General features: G+C 37.6%; 14 protein-coding genes. 6 read left to right on the forward strand and 8 right to left on the reverse strand.

The genetic code is table 11. The annotated features are described in order from the left end of the window. Positions 1–257 precede the first annotated feature (257 nt). Genes DPX34_RS05445 through DPX34_RS05455 form a run of 3 tightly spaced genes read left to right on the forward strand, consistent with a single transcriptional unit; the run spans position 258 to position 4,991 of the window. On the forward strand, positions 258–2,180 hold the full coding sequence (locus DPX34_RS05445) for a PrkA family serine protein kinase (RefSeq protein ID WP_111977393.1): 1,923 nt from the start codon (positions 258–260) through the stop codon (positions 2,178–2,180). Positions 2,181–2,199: 19 nt separating this feature from the next. Beyond that, on the forward strand, positions 2,200–3,480 hold the full coding sequence (locus DPX34_RS05450) for a YeaH/YhbH family protein (protein ID WP_111977394.1): 1,281 nt from the start codon (positions 2,200–2,202) through the stop codon (positions 3,478–3,480). Continuing rightward, positions 3,477–4,991 (forward strand): SpoVR family protein, encoded by a 1,515-nt coding sequence (locus DPX34_RS05455; RefSeq protein WP_111977395.1) that lies wholly within the window; start codon positions 3,477–3,479, stop codon positions 4,989–4,991. The genes DPX34_RS05450 and DPX34_RS05455 overlap by 4 nt, the downstream gene beginning before the upstream one ends. Before the next feature lie 87 nt (positions 4,992–5,078). Here DPX34_RS05455 and fadR read toward each other — a convergent pair whose 3' ends face one another. Together fadR and DPX34_RS05465 are read right to left on the reverse strand one after the other, a co-directional pair. Continuing rightward, complete coding sequence (gene fadR / locus DPX34_RS05460) at positions 5,079–5,783, reverse strand: fatty acid metabolism transcriptional regulator FadR (protein ID WP_111977396.1); 705 nt, start codon at positions 5,781–5,783, stop codon at positions 5,079–5,081. 154 nt (positions 5,784–5,937) lie between these two features. Beyond that, entirely contained in the window at positions 5,938–6,183 is a 246-nt protein-coding gene (locus DPX34_RS05465; protein ID WP_111977397.1) for a hypothetical protein, read from the reverse strand. A gap of 499 nt (positions 6,184–6,682) precedes the next feature. On the opposite strand from DPX34_RS05465, the gene DPX34_RS05470 reads away from it, so the two are divergent. From DPX34_RS05470 to DPX34_RS05480, 3 genes are all read left to right on the forward strand, one after another. Continuing rightward, positions 6,683–7,894 (forward strand): aminotransferase class V-fold PLP-dependent enzyme, encoded by a 1,212-nt coding sequence (locus tag DPX34_RS05470; protein WP_111977398.1) that lies wholly within the window; start codon positions 6,683–6,685, stop codon positions 7,892–7,894. Next, positions 7,894–8,319: a SufE family protein gene (locus DPX34_RS05475; protein ID WP_111977399.1), complete on the forward strand. Its 426-nt coding sequence runs from the start codon at positions 7,894–7,896 to the stop codon at positions 8,317–8,319. The genes DPX34_RS05470 and DPX34_RS05475 overlap by 1 nt, the downstream gene beginning before the upstream one ends. 74 nt (positions 8,320–8,393) lie before the next feature. After that, positions 8,394–10,118 (forward strand): proline--tRNA ligase, encoded by a 1,725-nt coding sequence (locus DPX34_RS05480; RefSeq protein ID WP_111977400.1) that lies wholly within the window; start codon positions 8,394–8,396, stop codon positions 10,116–10,118. Between the two features lie 154 nt (positions 10,119–10,272). Here the strand turns inward: DPX34_RS05480 and DPX34_RS05485 are convergent, their stop codons facing one another. From DPX34_RS05485 to DPX34_RS05510, 6 genes are all read right to left on the reverse strand, one after another. Continuing rightward, positions 10,273–10,812: a GNAT family N-acetyltransferase gene (locus DPX34_RS05485; RefSeq protein ID WP_111977401.1), complete on the reverse strand. Its 540-nt coding sequence runs from the start codon at positions 10,810–10,812 to the stop codon at positions 10,273–10,275. A gap of 119 nt (positions 10,813–10,931) precedes the next feature. Next, entirely contained in the window at positions 10,932–13,220 is a 2,289-nt protein-coding gene (locus DPX34_RS05490; protein ID WP_111977402.1) for an acyl-CoA dehydrogenase, read from the reverse strand. 132 nt (positions 13,221–13,352) lie between these two features. Next, positions 13,353–13,982, reverse strand: a complete 630-nt coding sequence (locus tag DPX34_RS05495; RefSeq protein WP_111977403.1) for a TetR/AcrR family transcriptional regulator — start codon at positions 13,980–13,982, stop codon at positions 13,353–13,355. A 490-nt stretch (positions 13,983–14,472) separates the two neighbouring features. After that, entirely contained in the window at positions 14,473–15,216 is a 744-nt protein-coding gene (locus DPX34_RS05500; RefSeq protein WP_111977404.1) for a YciK family oxidoreductase, read from the reverse strand. Positions 15,217–15,274: 58 nt separating this feature from the next. Further along, complete coding sequence (locus tag DPX34_RS05505) at positions 15,275–16,042, reverse strand: ElyC/SanA/YdcF family protein (RefSeq protein ID WP_111977405.1); 768 nt, start codon at positions 16,040–16,042, stop codon at positions 15,275–15,277. An 86-nt stretch (positions 16,043–16,128) separates the two neighbouring features. Continuing rightward, a complete protein-coding gene (locus DPX34_RS05510; protein ID WP_111977406.1) occupies positions 16,129–18,429 on the reverse strand; it encodes a peptidase U32 family protein in 2,301 nt (766 codons plus the stop codon). Positions 18,430–18,499: the final 70 nt, after the last annotated feature.

Raw genomic sequence — 18,499 nt, forward strand, 5'->3', positions numbered from 1 at the left:
TTTTAACCAATAACCTATTTATTTATTAAATAAAGAATCATTAAAGCCTGAAACATGATTGTTTCAGGCTTTTTTTATGCCTATTTGTACCGTCTTTCCGCCCCTGTAAAAAACCCATAAACCAGATCTGCAGAAAATACTAATAATTAAAGTTTAAATATTTATTGGTTATCTTTAATTTTGCAACTAGATTTAAAGTAAGCGGTTAATTCTAATCTACTTTTTTACTATTTGATAAATAGTTCTCGGGGGAGCTTATGGGTATATTTGAACATTTTCAGTCACGTTACGACTCTACTAAAAATGAAGAATATTCTATAGAAGAATTTTTAGCACTTTGCAAAGAAGATAAAATGGCTTATGCCAGTAGCGCAGAACGATTATTGCATGCGATTGGTGATGCAGAGATGATTGACACATCGCAAGATTCACACTTAAGTCGGATCTTTTCGAATCGAATAATAGCAAGGTATCCTGCTTTTTCTGAATTTTATGGCATGGAAGAAGCGATTGAACAAATCGTAAGTTATTTACGTCATGCCGCACAAGGTTTAGAAGAAAAGAAGCAAATTTTATATCTATTAGGCCCTGTCGGCGGCGGAAAGTCATCTCTCGCTGAAAAAATAAAAAGCTTAATCGAAAAATGTCCTATTTATGTGATTAAAGGCTCGCCGGTTAATGACCATCCATTATCGTTATTTGATACAAAAGAAGATGGCGACCTTTTACAAGAAGAGTTTGGGATCCCTAAACGTTATACTAAAACAATCATGTCGCCTTGGGCGCGTAAACGTTTACACGAATTTGGTGGTGATATATCACAATTTAGAGTGCAAAAAGTTTACCCCTCTATTTTAGATCAGCTCGCTGTTGCGAAGACAGAACCGGGAGATGACAACAACCAAGACATTTCGGCATTAGTTGGTAAAGTCGATATCAGATACTTAGACGAATATGCACAACATGATCCAGATGCTTATAGTTACTCCGGTGCATTATGCCGAGCAAACCAAGGTGTAATGGAATTTGTTGAGATGTTTAAAGCCCCTATTAAAGTACTACACCCATTATTAACTGCAACACAAGAAGGTAATTATAATCCAACAGAAGGTATGTCTGCTCTACCCTATGATGGCATCATATTAGCGCATTCTAATGAATCTGAATGGCAAACCTTTAGAAATAACAAAAATAATGAAGCATTTTTAGACCGTGTTTATATCGTTAAAGTGCCTTACTGTTTGCGTGTTTCAGAGGAACAAAAGATATATGATAAATTACTTGAAACCAGTCAATTAAGCCAAGCGGCATGCGCACCCAGTACCCTTGAACTGATGGCTCAATTTAGTGTTTTATCACGTTTAGCCGAGCCAGAAAATTCAAGTATATACTCAAAAATGCGGGTATATGATGGCGAAAGTTTAAAAGATACGGATCCAAAGGCCAAATCATATCAAGAGTACCGAGATTTTGCCGGTGTCGATGAGGGAATGGATGGTTTATCAACTCGATTTGCCTTTAAAATTATTTCTAGAGTGTTCAACTTTGACCATACTGAAATAGCAGCTAACCCAGTTCACCTTTTTTATGTACTTGAGCAACAAATAGAACGCGAGCAATTTCCGCAAGAAACTGCAGATCGTTATATGGAGTTTCTTAAAGGTTATTTAATTCCTAAGTATGTAGAATTTATCGGTAAAGAAATTCAAACTGCCTATTTAGAATCTTACTCTGAATACGGTCAAAATATTTTTGATCGCTACGTTGTTTATGCTGATTTTTGGATCCAAGATCAAGAATATCGCGACCCAGAAACCGGGCAACTCTTTGACCGAGCATCACTCAATGGTGAGTTAGAAAAAATTGAAAAACCCGCAGGCATTAGTAATCCAAAAGATTTCAGAAATGAAATAGTCAATTTTGTGCTCAGAGCCAAAGCGACAAACGAAGGCAAAAACCCTAACTGGACCTGTTACGAAAAATTAAAAACGGTAATTGAACAAAAAATGTTTTCAAACACCGAAGACTTATTACCGGTTATTTCTTTTAACGCAAAAACCTCAGGCGATGATCAAAAGAAACATGATGACTTTGTAGCGCGAATGATGGAAAAAGGTTATACGCAAAAACAAGTCAGATTATTGTCAGAATGGTATTTACGTGTAAGAAAATCGTCATAGTCCTAACTAAGGAGTTGCCATGGCGCATTTCATTGATCGTAGACTTAACTCTAAAAAGAAAAGCACGGTAAATCGACAACGCTTTTTAAGACGCTATAAAAAGCAAATTAAAAAAGCGGTGTCGGACTCAATCAATAACCGCAGTGTGACTGATTTAGTTTCGGGTGAAAACATCACCATACCGCAACGCGACATTTCGGAACCCTTTTTTCATCAAGGTAAAGGGGGGATCCGAGATCAAGTACATCCCGGTAATGATCAATTTAGTACCGGTGACCGAATAAAAAGACCCGAAGGCGGTGGTGCTGGTGGTTCAGGTTCGGGCGATGCGAGTGATTCGGGTGAAGGTGAAGATGATTTTGTATTTCAAATTTCACAATCTGAATATTTAGATACCTTATTTGAAGATTTAGAATTACCCAATTTACAAAAAAATCAACTTGATAAGCTTGTTGAATATAAAACGAATCGGGCGGGATTTAAGTCGCAAGGTAATCCTGCCACAATTGACATTGTGCGATCATTAAAAAATTCAATTGCACGTCGAACGGCTATGGGCGGTAAACACAAAAAGAAACTGGCTTTAGCTGAAGCGACACTAACCGAACTCAATGAAGACCCAACAGCAAATCAAGCGCAAATACTTATTTTGTTAGATGAGATAGAAAAATTAAAAGCGAAGATAAAGAAAATCCCCTTTATCGACGAGTTTGATTTACGGTTTAGAAACTTTGAACGCAAACCCGTTCCAACAACAAACGCCGTTATGTTTTGTATTATGGATGTATCGGGTTCAATGGATCAAGCCACAAAAGATATCGCTAAACGCTTCTATATCTTGCTCTATCTTTTTTTAACACAAACCTATAAAGATGTGGAAGTTGTTTATATTCGCCATCATACACAAGCAAAAGAAGTCGATGAGCAAGAATTCTTTTATTCAAAAGAAACCGGCGGCACCATCGTCTCAAGCGCTATTAAATTAATGGACGAAATTATCAAAGAACGTTTTCCACCCTCGCAATGGAATATCTATGCAGCTCAAGCATCTGATGGTGACAATTGGGCCGATGATTCACCGCTCTGCACTGAATTAATGAGCAAAAATATTTTACCTTTTTTACGCTACTTTACTTATATAGAAATAACGACTCGAGCACATCAAACACTTTGGAAAGAATACGAAACGCTGACTGATAAATTCGACAATATGGCAATGCAAAATATAAAAACAGCTGACGATATTTTCCCTGTTTTTAGAGAGTTCTTTCTTAAACAATTAAGCAAGGGGGCTGCATGAGCAAAAAAACACTGAGTGATGGTCCTGACTGGACATTTGATTTGCTGGATGAATATCATGTTGAGATAAAAAGAGTCGCCGCACATTACAAGCTTGATACGTATCCAAATCAAATCGAAGTTATCACCGCTGAACAAATGATGGATGCATATTCAAGTGTCGGTATGCCTATAGGTTATAGTCATTGGACTTATGGTAAAAAATTTATTCAAACTGAACAAAATTATAAACGTGGTTTTATGGGCCTAGCATATGAAATCGTGATTAATTCGGACCCATGCATATCGTATTTAATGGAAGAAAACACCATTACCATGCAAGCACTCGTAATGGCACATGCTTGTTACGGCCATAATTCATTTTTTAAAGGTAACTACTTATTTAAAACGTGGACAGATGCGAGTTCGATTATCGATTATCTCGTTTTTGCCAAAAATTATGTGGCAAAGTGTGAAGAAAAATATGGCATCGATGAGGTTGAATCTATCTTAGATTCTTGTCATGCCTTAATGAATTTTGGTGTTGATCGTTATAAACGCCCGCAAAAAATTTCACTTCACGAAGAAACTAAACGTCAGCAAGAACGTGAAGCTTATCTTCAATCACAAGTTAATGATTTATGGCATTCAACAGTACCGCAAGCGAAGAGTCAAAAATCAAAAGAAAAACCTAAATTTCCTAACGAACCACAAGAAAATATTTTATATTTTATTGAAAAAAACGCCCCCTTATTAGAACCTTGGCAGCGTGAGTTGGTCAGAATTGTACGAAAAATATCTCAGTATTTTTATCCACAAAAACAGACTCAAGTGATGAATGAAGGTTGGGCAACATTTTGGCATTACACTATCTTAAATCATTTATATGATGAAGGTTTAGTCACCGATCGCTTTATGCTTGAATTCTTGCATAGCCATACTAATGTGGTCATGCAACCAGAATACAATAGTCAATTTTATTCTGGCATTAACCCATATGCCCTTGGTTTTAATATGATGTGCGACATCAAGCGCATATGCCAAAATCCAACAGCCGAAGACAAACATTGGTTTCCTGAAATAGCCGGTTCAGATTGGGTAGAAACACTGCATTTTGCCATGGCAAACTTTAAAGATGAGAGTTTTATTAGCCAATACTTATCACCTAAAATAATCCGTGATTTTAAGCTTTTTCATATAAATGATAATGAGCAAAATAATTTCTTAGAGATTGGGTCGATACATAATGAGCAAGGTTATCGCGCGATACGACAACAATTATCTAATCAGTATAATTTAAGTATGTTAGAACCGAACATCCAAGTTCACAGTGTCGATGTATCTGGCGATCGCTCATTGACGCTTAGATATACACCACAAAAAAATGTACCGTTAGATAATTCTAAAAATGAAGTAATGAAACATTTATACCGTCTGTGGGGGTTTACGGTTCAATTAGAAGAAGTTAATGATAAAGGCGAAGTGAAAATTTTAGATACTTGTCCGCCTAAACATGAGTCAATTATTATATAAGCGCTAAGCAGCGCTTATATACCCAAGTCACTTCAATATGCTTGTTCAGAGCCCCTTGACGTGATTTGAGTATATAACATAAACGGGTTAATCTATTTCAGGCATATTTTCACGAAATAGATTAAAAACTTCACCACTCTGCCGGCCATGTTTGCGCACAAGTGCATTAACATTTTCAAAATCACCGGTTTCAGCTAATTTTTTTAAATCAACATAATACTGCTTCGCCAACTTTCGCGCTTCAGGGTGTGAAAAGTAAAAGCTTCCGATGCGAGAATATAAACCTTTAAAGCCATTTAAAATGAGTAAGTAGATTTTATTCCCGCCCGCAGAAGCCAAATCATGTAATAAACGATAATCATAATCGGCATACGCGGTGCCGGTTTCTTCTAATTCGTTAAGTGTTTCAAAAGCAGAATGGGCGGCTTCAGGCGCATTTTTTATTGCCGCACGAATAAAAATACTACAGACATCCGTTCTCGCCGCTAGCAAATTATCAATCATGGTCGCGGCGCCATCTCGGTCTAAACGCACTAAGGTTTCAAGAATATTTAACCCAGATGTTTCCCAAAAATTATTAACTTGAGTCGGTTTACCATGCTGTATTTTCAGCCAGCCATCACGAGCTAAGCGTTGTAATACCTCACGTAATGTCGTGCGTGTGACTCCAATCAGCTCTGAAAGCTCTCTTTCGGCTGGTAATATAGAACCAGGCGGAAATTTCCCATTCCAGATTGATTCAACAAGATACTCTTCAGCAAATCCTGCTGGGCTTTGTGCTTTGATAAACATGCTCAATTAAGCCACCTTAATAATAGTTATAATTAACTGGTCTAACCTTTAGATTGTATCAGACACTTAACGTTAAACAAGAAAATTTACAATCCCAACATACACCTAACAAATGACATATTTTAAATTAAGTGGTTTAAATGTAGGTTATACATTAATCTCTGTTTTTTTTGTATCGTTTATCATAAGTTTTTGCAACTTCGATGCATAAATCTAATTGATGTTCGTAACGCGTATTTTCGTCCACTTTAAAATGCGTTTTAATTGCTTCTTCAATTAACACAGCCCTATTGGTATCAGGCTGTGCATCCATCCAATTTATTAACCAAGGCGGCAATTTTACAAAAATCCCCTTTTTCTTTTCTAGCTCACTTTTAGAAGGGCGCCCTACTTTTTTCATAATTCTAATAGCCTCGGTTTTTTAGAGCCGCGAGTATATACGTAAATATGATGATTTTTAAGTTATTTAAAGTATATACGATTAATATTTATCCAATTGTTCTACAATTTTTTTATTTCGAAATACCTTACGGTCAAAACGAACAAAATATAAACGTTATAAATACTCACCGCTTTAAATTTTTAGTTAAAACTGAATGCGTTTTACAAATAGTATAGTCAAATCGCTCGGGGTTTAGAGGCAGGTTTCTAGTTCCAGACAAAACATAAGTACTTACATCCATGTAAGCAAAGCCGTCAAAGCTACCGCGTCCTGCTCTATTATATGATTGGATCGAGAAAGCGCTGACAATGAACCATAAAACCTAAGCGAGAAGACTATAACTGCACCGCAATCGCTCTGCCTTGTATAAATCGTGCAAATACGGCTGCAAAAGCATACACAAAAGATAAACACGCCCTAGTTAACTATTTATTAGCTTCAGTATATAATCGTCGCTATGAAAACACCTGCTCACATTCTCGATTTTAAAGCGCATTTTCCGTTACTCATAAATAAACCTGATTTAGTTTATTTTGACAATGCAGCCACCACCCAAAAACCTCAGGTTATGTTGGATGCTATCCAACATTTTTATCAATATGACTATGCAACAGTCCATCGATCAACTCATACGCTTTCTAGTGACGTTACTCACCAATATGAAGAAAGCCGAAAAAACGTAGCTCAGTATATTGGTTGTGACCAGCCTAGTTCACTTATATGGACAAAAGGGACAACTGAAAGTATCAATTTAGTGGCAACGATCTTACAAGACTCAACAATTAGTTCATCCAGTAATATAGTGATCAGTGATTTGGAACATCATGCTAATCTCGTTCCTTGGCAACAACTTTGTCAAAAATTAAATATTGAATTAAGAGTCGCCAACACGCAGCAATTTCAACATAAAATTGATGCATTTATAGAAGCCGTTGATCAAGATACGTATATAGTGGCCTGCTCGCACGTATCAAATGCACTCGGCATTACGCAGCCAATCAAAGATGTGATTAAACTAGCCAAAAAGTATAACGCTTTAAGTTTGATTGATGGCGCTCAAGCCGTATGTCACCTTAACGTGGATGTAAATGCGCTAGACTGTGATTTTTATGTTTTTTCGGCTCATAAAATGTATGGACCAACCGGCTTAGGTTGTCTTTATATTAAACCAGAACAACAATCACGTTTTCCTCCTTATCAATTTGGAGGTGAAATGGTAAAAACGGTAAATTACAACAATACGGTATTTAATGATTTACCACACAAATATGAAGCCGGAACGCCAAACATTGAGGCTGTGATTGCTTTTGGCGCTGTCATTCAGTTTTTACAACAGCAAAATTTAACCCTATTGCAGCAATACGAATCCGAACTCACGCGTTATTTGTATCAAGCTTTAAAGCAACGTTCTTTTATTTCACTCTATAGCCCTATTGATAGCCAAAATATTATTTCATTTACGCTCGCTGATTGGCACCCACATGATGTATCAGAGTTACTTAATAATATGAATATAGCCGTTCGCGTGGGTACTCATTGTGCGCAACCGGTGATGCAACAATTACAATTAACGAATGGAACCATCCGTTTATCACTCTGTGCTTATAACACATATGAAGATGCGCAATTATTTTTACGTGCGATCGATTCATTGGAAGACTTTATTTAATGACAGATAATCACTTAATTAGCGAAATACAATCGACAGACAATATCATTGAACACTTTAACCAATTTAGACAATGGGAAGACCGATATCGATTTATCATGAAAATAGGCAAAAATTTGCAAGCAATGCCTGTTAATACACAAAACGAATCAAATGAGGTTTCAGGCTGCGAGAGTAAAGTATGGTTAACCCATACCAAACACGATAATCAATTGACGTTTTTTGCGACCAGTGACTCGCGTATTGTAAAAGGCCTTTTGTGGATCATCTTAACCCCCATTAATCACATGGATAACGCTGAAATAGCTCAATTTGATTTTGATACCTACTTTGAGCAACTCAATCTCATTAAGCATTTAAGTCCTTCACGTGGAGCCGGCTTACTGGCCATCACACAGAAAATTAAACAAATTTGCCAACAATAATTTAGCCAAAAAACAGAAGCGCTGTTACAATCGGCGCCATATTTATTATTTATGTAACGATACGGAAACTAACAATGCGCACCAGCCAGTATATTTTATCAACCCTCAAAGAAACACCATCAGACGCAGAAGTCATCAGCCACCAACTTATGTTAAGAGCCGGCATGATCAGAAAACTGGCTTCTGGTTTATATACTTGGTTACCAAGTGGTTTACGAGTTTTAAGAAAAGTAGAGCGTATCGTTCGTGAAGAAATGGACAAATCAGGTGCGTTAGAAGTGTTAATGCCGGTTGTACAGCCCGCTGATCTTTGGGAAGAGTCGGGACGTTGGGAGCAATTTGGTCCTGAGTTATTACGTATTAAAGATCGCCATGATCGCCCTTTCGCACTTGGCCCGACTCACGAAGAAGTTATCTCTGAATTAGTGCGCAAAGAAGTCAATAGTTACAAACAACTCCCGTTAAACTTGTATCAAATTCAAACTAAATTTAGAGATGAAGTTCGACCCCGTTTTGGTGTTATGCGTGCTCGTGAATTCACAATGAAGGATGCTTATTCATTTCATTTATCGGATGAATGTTTGCAAAAAACGTATGATTTAATGTTTAAAGCCTACTGCAATGTATTCGACCGTTTAGGTTTAGAATACCGACCGGTACTAGCCGATACCGGCTCAATTGGTGGCAGCGTTTCACATGAATTTCATGTTTTAGCGGAATCAGGTGAAGATGCGATTGTATTCAGTGATGGCAGTGACTATGCTGCCAATATAGAAAAAGCAGAATGTTTATTACCGACTGAAACTAAAGCAGAACCCACCGCTGATTTAACCAAAATAGCAACACCGAATGCCCATAGCATAGCTGAAGTGTCAGCTCTTTTATCTGTTCAACCAACTCAAACCATTAAAACATTAATTGTTCAAGGTTGTGACGATGAAGGCAACGTACAAGGGGTTGTGGCTCTTGTTTTACGTGGCGACCATGAATTAAATGATGTTAAAGCAGAAAAAATTGCCAATGTATTCTCACCGCTGACTTTAGCGAATGATGAAGAAATTCAGCAAGCTGTTAATTGTAAACCTGGCTCTATTGGACCTATTAACATCTCCATCCCTGTTATTGTTGATAGAAGTGCCAGTGTATTGGCTGATTTTGTTTGTGGTGCAAACGAAGATGGCTTCCATTATCAAGGTGCTAACTGGGACCGTGATTGCAGTGACTACCACGTTGCTGATATTCGTAACATTGTTGAAGGTGATCCGAGCCCATGTGGCAACGGCAACGTACTCATTAAGCGTGGTATCGAAGTCGGTCACATTTTCCAATTAGGTAAAAAATATTCTGAAGCAATGAGTGTGGGTGTTTTAACTGAATCAGGTAAACACGAAAATTTAACCATGGGTTGTTATGGTATTGGTGTATCACGTATTGTCGCGGCGGCTATAGAGCAGAATAATGATAAATATGGTATAAAATGGCCTGCGTCTATCGCTCCATTCCAAGTTGTCGTATTGCCGATGAATATGCACAAGTCACATCGTATACCTGAAATTGCTGAAAATTTATATAACACATTATCGCAAGCCGGTATTGAAGTGATATTTGATGATCGTAAAGAGCGTCCAGGCGTTATGTTTGCTGATTGGGAATTAGTTGGCGTGCCGCACACTATTGTTATTGGTGAGCGTAACCTTGATGAAGGTGTGGTTGAATATAAATCACGTATTACGGGTGATAAACAAAAAATCTCAATTGAAGATGTTGCGCAATTTGTTATTGACCAGATTAACGCTTAACATCAAAATTATTTAAGAAAAAGGCGTCTAATCATTGATTAGACGCCTTTTCATTTTTAAATCTGACCTTCATAAATAACCATTAAACGACTCAGTCAAACGCGCTAAATCCCATACTAAAACTTAACGCATAAACTCACTAAGCGCTCAGTGTTTACGCTTCATACTCATGCTGCAAAATCGAAAAAATTGCATCGTCAACCCAACGACCGTTATAGTTAAACTGCTCACGTAAAAGCCCTTCCTGTACAAACATATTCTTAAGCAAAACGTTCTTAGATGCTTGATTTTGATTATCACAAACCGCGACGACTTTGTGCGATCCCAAAATATTAAAAGCAACATCTAGCATGACACTTGCCGCCTCTGTTGCATAACCGAATCCTTGGCCTTCAGGTAAAATCATAAAACCGAGTTCACGACGATTATCATCACTGCTTTGCAATTTTAAACCAATTAATCCGACCGCCATATTTTGCTGGTCACAAATAATATAAGAGAGCCATTGATCTTCTAAATCAAGCCAAGGCTCAAAATATTTTTCGAACTCTTCGATAGCGCGTTCTTTGTTCCACACGGGCCCTACATATTGCATCACGTTATGATCGGTATGCAGCCGTATATAGAGTTCAAGGTCAGACCGCTTAACGTCACGATAAATTAAGCGATTACTTTGTAAGTTTTTAATGCTCATGTGTATGTCTGTGTGTGTGTTTTAATTAAAAAAACCGCCATTTATCTAGATTTATATATCTCCAATAAAAAGGCGGTTTAAGCATCAGTTCATGCTTATTAATTTTATATTGCGATCAGCTATTGCCCTAATTCATCAAATTTAAAGCTATCAACCGCAATGGCTTTTTGACGTAACTTATCAGCATGCCTAATTTGTTCAGCTTCTTTATCTGTAATTATGCCCTGCTCTTGTGCTAAATCAATGGCTTCTTCAAGTGGAATTCGACGCGGTAATGCCCCCGATTTTTGAGCGGCCGTTAATTTAATTTCGATTTCACGGCAGTCGACCATAGAGGTAAATGCGGCTTCAACCACCCCGGTTGCATCATCTTCAGAGGTCCCTAAATAACATAGGTTAGATATGCGGTCTCGGCTTGGGCCAGGCTTGAGCATATTTTTACATAAACTACGCGCTAAGCGGTCATTTGGCATTTTATACGGATTACCAAACGGAAAAACTACTTTTTGGATGATTTTAGTCAACCAACGTGGTCTAAAGTTTTGAAAATACCCTTCTAAAGCAACACCGGCTTTATGTAATGCAAGCTGCATTGCGTAATGCACATAGGGTAAATCAGAAACTTGACGCCCATCGGTCTCATAACGTTTTAATATAGCCGATGCTAAATATAGCTGGCTTAATACATCACCTAAACGAGCCGAAATCATTTCTTTACGCTTAAGTGTACCCCCTAAAATGAGCAATGAAATATCAGTACATAATGCGAGCGCACGACTCAAACGTGTCATTTGTTTATAATATTTCGCGGTTTCGCCAGCAACAGGTGAAGCAATGAAACGCCCACCTGTTAAACCATAACCACAACTCATAACAAAATTACTGGCTGCAAACGTGATATGTTTAATCAGCAACGAATCAAATTGTTTTAAGCCTTCATTATGATCAGGGTTAGCTGCCGCTTCCATTTCAGCAAAAACATAAGGATGACAGCGAGTTGCCCCTTGGCCAAAAATCATTAAATTACGCGTTAAAATATTGGCGCCTTCAACCGTAATAGCAATAGGCACACCTAAATATAAGTTACCAAGGTAATTATTAGGGCCCATTTGTATCGCTTTGCCCGAATGTATATCCATCGCATCGCTTAAAACTTGGCGTCCCATCTCGGTCATATGGTATTTTGAAATAGCGGTTACAACAGATGGGCTATACCCCATATCTAAAGCACTTAACGTAAACTTACGTGATGCTTCTAATGTGTAACTTAAACCACCAATGCGGGCTAATGATTCTTGCACGCCTTCAAAGCGACCAATCGATAAACCAAATTGTTTTCTTACATATGAATAAGCGCTTGTCATTCGGGTACTCACATGGGCAATAGCCGTTGCCAGTGCTGGCAATGAAATGCCTCGCCCTGCTGATAAACACTCCACCAGCATTCGCCAGCCTTTACCGGCATAATCTGGTCCACCAATAATCCAATCAAGTGGAATAAACACATTGTCGCCACTCGTCGTCCCATTCATGAAAGCCATCCCCATCGGATTATGTCTATCACCAATATTAACGCCATCATGATCAGTCGGAATTAAGGCACAAGTAATACCAATATCTTTAGTGTCACCCATTAAGCCATCTGGATCGTACAGTTTAAAGGCAAGGCCTAAAACAGTCGCCACCGGCGCTAAAGTGATGTAACGTTTATTCCATGTTAAGTTTATGCCTAAAACTTCTTCCCCTTGATAAGTACCTTTACAAATAATGCCTTTATCAGGAATAGCGCCCGCATCTGAACCCGCTTCAGGTCCTGTCAGGGCAAAACAAGGTATATCTTTGCCATTTGATAAACTCGGTAACCAGAAATTTTTCTGCTCTTCGGTGCCATAGTGCATTAATAACTCACCAGGGCCTAATGAATTGGGAACCATAACGGTTACCGCTGTGCTTATACTTCGAGTCGCTATTCGCGTGACAACATGTGAGTTTGCGGCAGCAGAAAATTCTAAGCCGCCATATTGTTTCGGAATAATCATGGCAAAAAAACCATTAGATTTTAGATAATCCCAAACATTTTCTGGTAAGTTTTTAGTTTCATGACAAATCTTATAATCATCAAGCATCGCCAAAAGCGTTTCGAGTTGATTATCCATAAATTGTTGTTCTTCAGCACTTAATGTCGCATCTTGATATTCATGCAGTTTTTTCCAATCTGGTTTACCACGAAATAATTCACCATCCCACCAAATATCTCCGGCTTCCATGGCTTCTTTTTCAGTGGTAGAAAGAGGCGGCAAAATTCGTTTGAAAATACTAAATACCGGTCGAGTTATGAATTGTTGCCGAATATTCGGCACTGCAAATATCGTTATAATGACACACAGTGTTAGCGCTAAAATAATCATGTTTTCACCTTTGAAAGTCACTCATCATGTTTATCACAGACAAGCATAAATATCGTTATTAATATCACCAAATCTCGTCAACAGACTCGTTCAAGTCTCTTAACGTGATTTGGGTATATACCCTGTTTAATTTTATTCTGCGTTCATGCCCGCCGCTAAATAAGGAACCAGTTCATAAATTAAATCTTCGATAGACGTTGATTTATCAAAATCTGCCAACGCAATTTCTCTTAATGCGGTATTAGATGTCATCGTAAAAACGACTGAGCCTAAGGCAAAATGTAACCGCCAAAACACCGTAGCACGTGTCAGTTCGGGTTTTGCTTTGAGTACCGAGTCCAACAATAAAGAAAGAAGCTCACCATAATGAGTTGTAAAGTAGCGTCTTAAATGCCCCTGAGTTTCGCTATAGCCACGGCCAACCAAAATCATAAAGGTTGCAGTTGCTTTTGAATGAATGCCGCTTAAACTTAATAAAGGTTGTATAAATGCAGAATAAAAATCGGTCAGCGTAAAAGCATCCTCTTTATCCGCTAATGAAGCCTTTAGACTCAACATCAATTTAGGTACAAAAAGCGTAAAGTAGCGATCTAATACGGCTTGGATTAATTCTTTTTTAGAACCAAAATGATAATTAACCGCAGCCACATTTACATCAGCGTCAGTTGTGATCATTCTTAAAGACGTATTATCAAAACCGTGTTTTGCAAACAAGATTTCAGCCGCATTAAGTATTTTTTGTTTTGTACTAACTTGACTCATATAACTACCAATTTCAAACAACTGTTTTAAATGTATGTTTAAATCTTATACTTGTCAATTTTTGTGTAATTAAAAATTTATTGAACTTCTCAAAACCCAATCTGTCTAAAATTTATACAGTTGGTTAAGGTTTTCACTTAAATCTTTAATTTAATTCGCTATATTTATCAGTTTACAACGGGCCCAAGCACAAAGTTTTATCCCTTCCCTTTCCGCTTGGGTCTTTTTTCTTATTTTTTTCGTCACTACTTCAAAATTATTAATTAATTTAATGATGAAAAACGAACATATATAGATAACGGGGGCTAATTAAGCTAAACGTATGGTTTAAAATGAATGAGGGATAAATATTAAGGAGGAAATATTAGGGGGCTAAATATTGAAGAAGCTTGATTTACAATTGATCGAATTCAAATATTAAACGCACTTAATATGATTAATATGCGTTTAACATCTTTAATTTTTATATGGATGTTTTAACAATTTATGACTATTTAGGCTGAGCATCCAATGATTGGCCGTTTATTTTAGCCGCATTATCCGACATTAAATGAACATAAATAGGCGTAATATCGCGTGGCTGTTTTAACGTTTCTGGGTTTTCGGCCGGATAAGCTTTAGAACGCATTCGAGTCGCAGTCGCACCAGGATTAATACAATTAAATCGAATTGCGCTGTATTCAAATTCGTCAGCTAAAACCTGCATCATACCTTCTGTTGCAAATTTAGAGATAGCATAGGCGCCCCAATAAGCTCTTGCTTTTCGACCCACACTTGAGGATGTAAAAATAACAGACCCCGCTTCTGACTTTTTCAAAGCAGGCACCAAGGCCTTAGTCATTAAAAACTGTGCTGTTACATTAACTTGCATCACTTCATTCCACATATCCGCCGGATATTGGTCAAGCTGCATAATGCCCCCTAGGTAACTCGCATTGTGTAACAAACCATCTAATCGGCCAAATTGGCTTATAATGGTATCAGTCATATCAATATAGTGTTGTTCAGTGGCGCCTTTCATATCTAAAGGTATAATGGCAGGCGTTGGATAGCCTAAATTGACAATTTCATCATAAGTGCTTTCTAATTTATTAGTCGTTTTACCTAATAAAATCACTTCAGCACCGTGTTTTGCATAATCAATAGCAACGGCTTTACCGATACCGGCACCCGCCCCTGTAACTAAAATAACTTTACCTTGCAAACAACTTTCTGCGTTTTCAAAATCTGACATCAATACAGTACCTTATTATTTATAAGTGCATTTTAACTAATTTAAATTGATAACCCAATTATTCATCAAATAATTGTTTTACTAAGGCTAATCGCTCATATATCGCCCGCTCTGATTTTTCTATCCATTTTGAGTTTGGCGCATATTGATAACTATCAAGCGTCGATAAATCAGCAGTCAAATGCCGAGTAGGCATTGCGTAAACCTCTAATCCAACTCGCTCAAAATATTTGATCGCTCTAGGCATATGTGAAGCTTCGGTTACCAACATAATGGGTTTATTTTTTATCGCATTTTTTACGGCTATAGCTTCTTCAGCGGTATCTTTAGGCTGCGAAAAAGTTAAGATGCGATCTTTTTTAATACCTAAATCAAGCGCTAATTGAGTATTCATCTCGGCATTGCTAACTAAGTTATTGCCGCCCCAACCGGTAAATATCAATTTTGTTTGGGCGGCGTATTGAGCGATCCGTATTCCTTCAACCGCTCTGGCAAGTGAACAATGTGCCAACTGTGACGTAATTGGCATGGGTTCAGTATTTTTGTGACCACAACCGAGTACAACAATAGCAGCGATGTTGGGCTGTTGAGCAAAAACCTCTTGATGAGTGCGATACACATGTTTAACTTCTATTGATTCAATAACCGAATTTGCAACCCAAGGTGTTGCACTTAACATAAGTATGCTTAAACCCAATAAATTAAACGTAAATGCTAAACGCTTCTTAGCCGTAAACGTAAATAGACAAAATGCGATAATCAGCAGCAATATACTAATGGGTAAAGGAGCAAACCATAAAGCGATTATTTTTTTTAACGTAAACACTTAAACCCTCTTATTAAATGATGAATGACACATAAAAAAGCCAGAATCAGTTTCTGGCTTAATAGTATGTTAGGCACTAACGCGAGTTACAAACCTGTATGATATTGGCTATCTGTTCTATCAGGCACTAACTGATATAATTCAGTTTGTGCGCTCTGCTCGCCTTTAAGCAATTGCTCAAAATAACGAATCAAGCTTGGTTTATCCGGCGTTTCTTTATCACCCATACCTATATTGGTTAAGTCAATCATGAAGTTATCAAACATAAAAGCAAGGTCATCGATAATTTCAGTGTTTAAGAATTGGTCTTGATTATAAATGCTCGGGTAACCTGCTTTTTGCTTATCAATAGCAAAAGAGTCCCCTTTTAAATTCGTAATACTGGTCGATTTATCACAAGACAACATACAGCCATTATCAATACGAGGTTTTTCACAACCCACACTTTGCTGGAAAAAACATTGTCGGCTTGTCATCAATAAGATCGGGTGATAAATACTGTAATGCATTTCAAAATTAGCCGGACGCGGTATGCTTTTTATTTGTTGTTTGTTAATTTCATTTGAAATAAATGCGCCACTACAATTAAAGCCTTCTTGCAAGGCCGACAAGACATAAGAATTGGTCGTGTTTAAAAACGGGCCAGCAATCCATTTAATACCTAACTCATAGGCACGGTGGGCGATCCCCGTATTATTAGTGACAATCATAGGTGGATTAACTTGCTCTAAAATGGCCAAAGCCACATCATAATCTTTGCCAATTAGAACAGCTGGAAACCAAGGGATCAAACGCGGATTAGCTTTTAATAAATCAATATAACGTGTACAACCCCGTTTATAAGCATCTGGTAATTTAAAATAGATATCGGCATCGGTTAAATCAGCCAATGCAAAATCATCTACACTGCTAATTAAAATAGACATCTTAGCTTTGGGTTCGCCTTCATTAATGATTTTAGGGTGATTAATAAGTTCAGGCGCTTCAACAGCCGGTAATAAAGGCTTGCCATTGTTGATTATCTCTTCGGCTGCCGACTTCATTTTTGTTAACGATTTAAACGGAATATATAACCCTTCAGCTAACGCATCTAGATTGACTGATTCAATGGTATAACCTAAATTATTCAAATTTTTAAAACGACGTTCAAGTACCGCTTGATCAAAGCTATTTTTATTTGTGCTACCGAGCAGACAATCAGATTGCACGATAATTTCTTGTCTAGTTGTTTCACTTTCTTGATTTAGCGAGTGTGCAGCCGACTGAATCGTTAATACTAACTTGAGCGTTAATGGCTGACCGACTTCGCCTGAGAAGTACAATTCTACCGGGACTTTTTCAACACTTAAATGCTTAATTTTGTCATGCACGGTATTATGCATTTCATGCTTTTCTTGTTGTAAATGTGTTTCAACTTCTTGAATTTGCACCACTGAAATGGCATTGCTTTTATCTATCGCGTAATTTTTAGAGTTATCCCGTGGATTCTCAGTAAACATAGACTGGTTTAAATCACCACGTAAAAAAGCATTAGAAAAATCACGATTAAACACTTTATATAAGCGCTCGCCGTCTTCAAGTAACTCGCCCGTTTTTACATAACCATCAATTTGTTTTCTAAAACTGTCAATAACGGTATGAACATAACTTGCGCCTTTAATTCGCCCTTCAACTTTAAATGAATGCACGCCCGCATCAATTAACGCCGGTAAATCAAAAAAGGCGGTATTGTCTTTTAAATTTAATGGAAATTTATTACCCGATTCTGTCGGTTTATATTCTTCTCGGCACGCTTGGCTGCAACGACCTCGGTTACCTGAATTACCCACACTGGCAGATGTTGAATAACATAAACCCGAAAAAGCAACACATAATGAACCGTGAACAAAAACTTCAGTTAAAATATTATTGTCGTGCCCGACGGCTGTCATTTTAGTAATTTCACGTAAATTTAACTCGCGCGATAAATTAACCCGTGAAGCCCCTAATTTTTTAAGAAATGGCACTTGCCCAATATTATGTGTCGTCAATTGGGTTGAAGCATGTATATCTAATGTCGGAAAATGCTTTTTAATAAAATAGAACAAGCCCATATCTTGCACAATAACGCCATCAAGCGTGGTATTAACCAACTTGCTGAGTAGTTTTGCCAGTGATTTAAACTCTCTTTGCAAAATAACGATATTAAGCGTTAAAAATATTTCACAATCGTATTCATGAGCCAGGTTGATCACGCCAACTAATTCGTCAAATGAAAGGTTCGAAGCTCGGTTACGGGCATTAAAAAAGTCTAATCCGCAATAAACCGCATTAGCACCAGAAATAATAGAGGCCTTAATTGCATCAACATCACCACCGGGGGCTAATAACTCAATATCTTTATTCATTTGCTCAACTTTTAGTTAGTTCACGTAAAACGCGGTATTTTACCCGTATAATTTGCCGTTGAATACCGTT

This window comes from Algibacillus agarilyticus (assembly GCF_003286125.1).
GTDB classification, from domain to species: domain Bacteria; phylum Pseudomonadota; class Gammaproteobacteria; order Enterobacterales; family Alteromonadaceae; genus Algibacillus; species Algibacillus agarilyticus.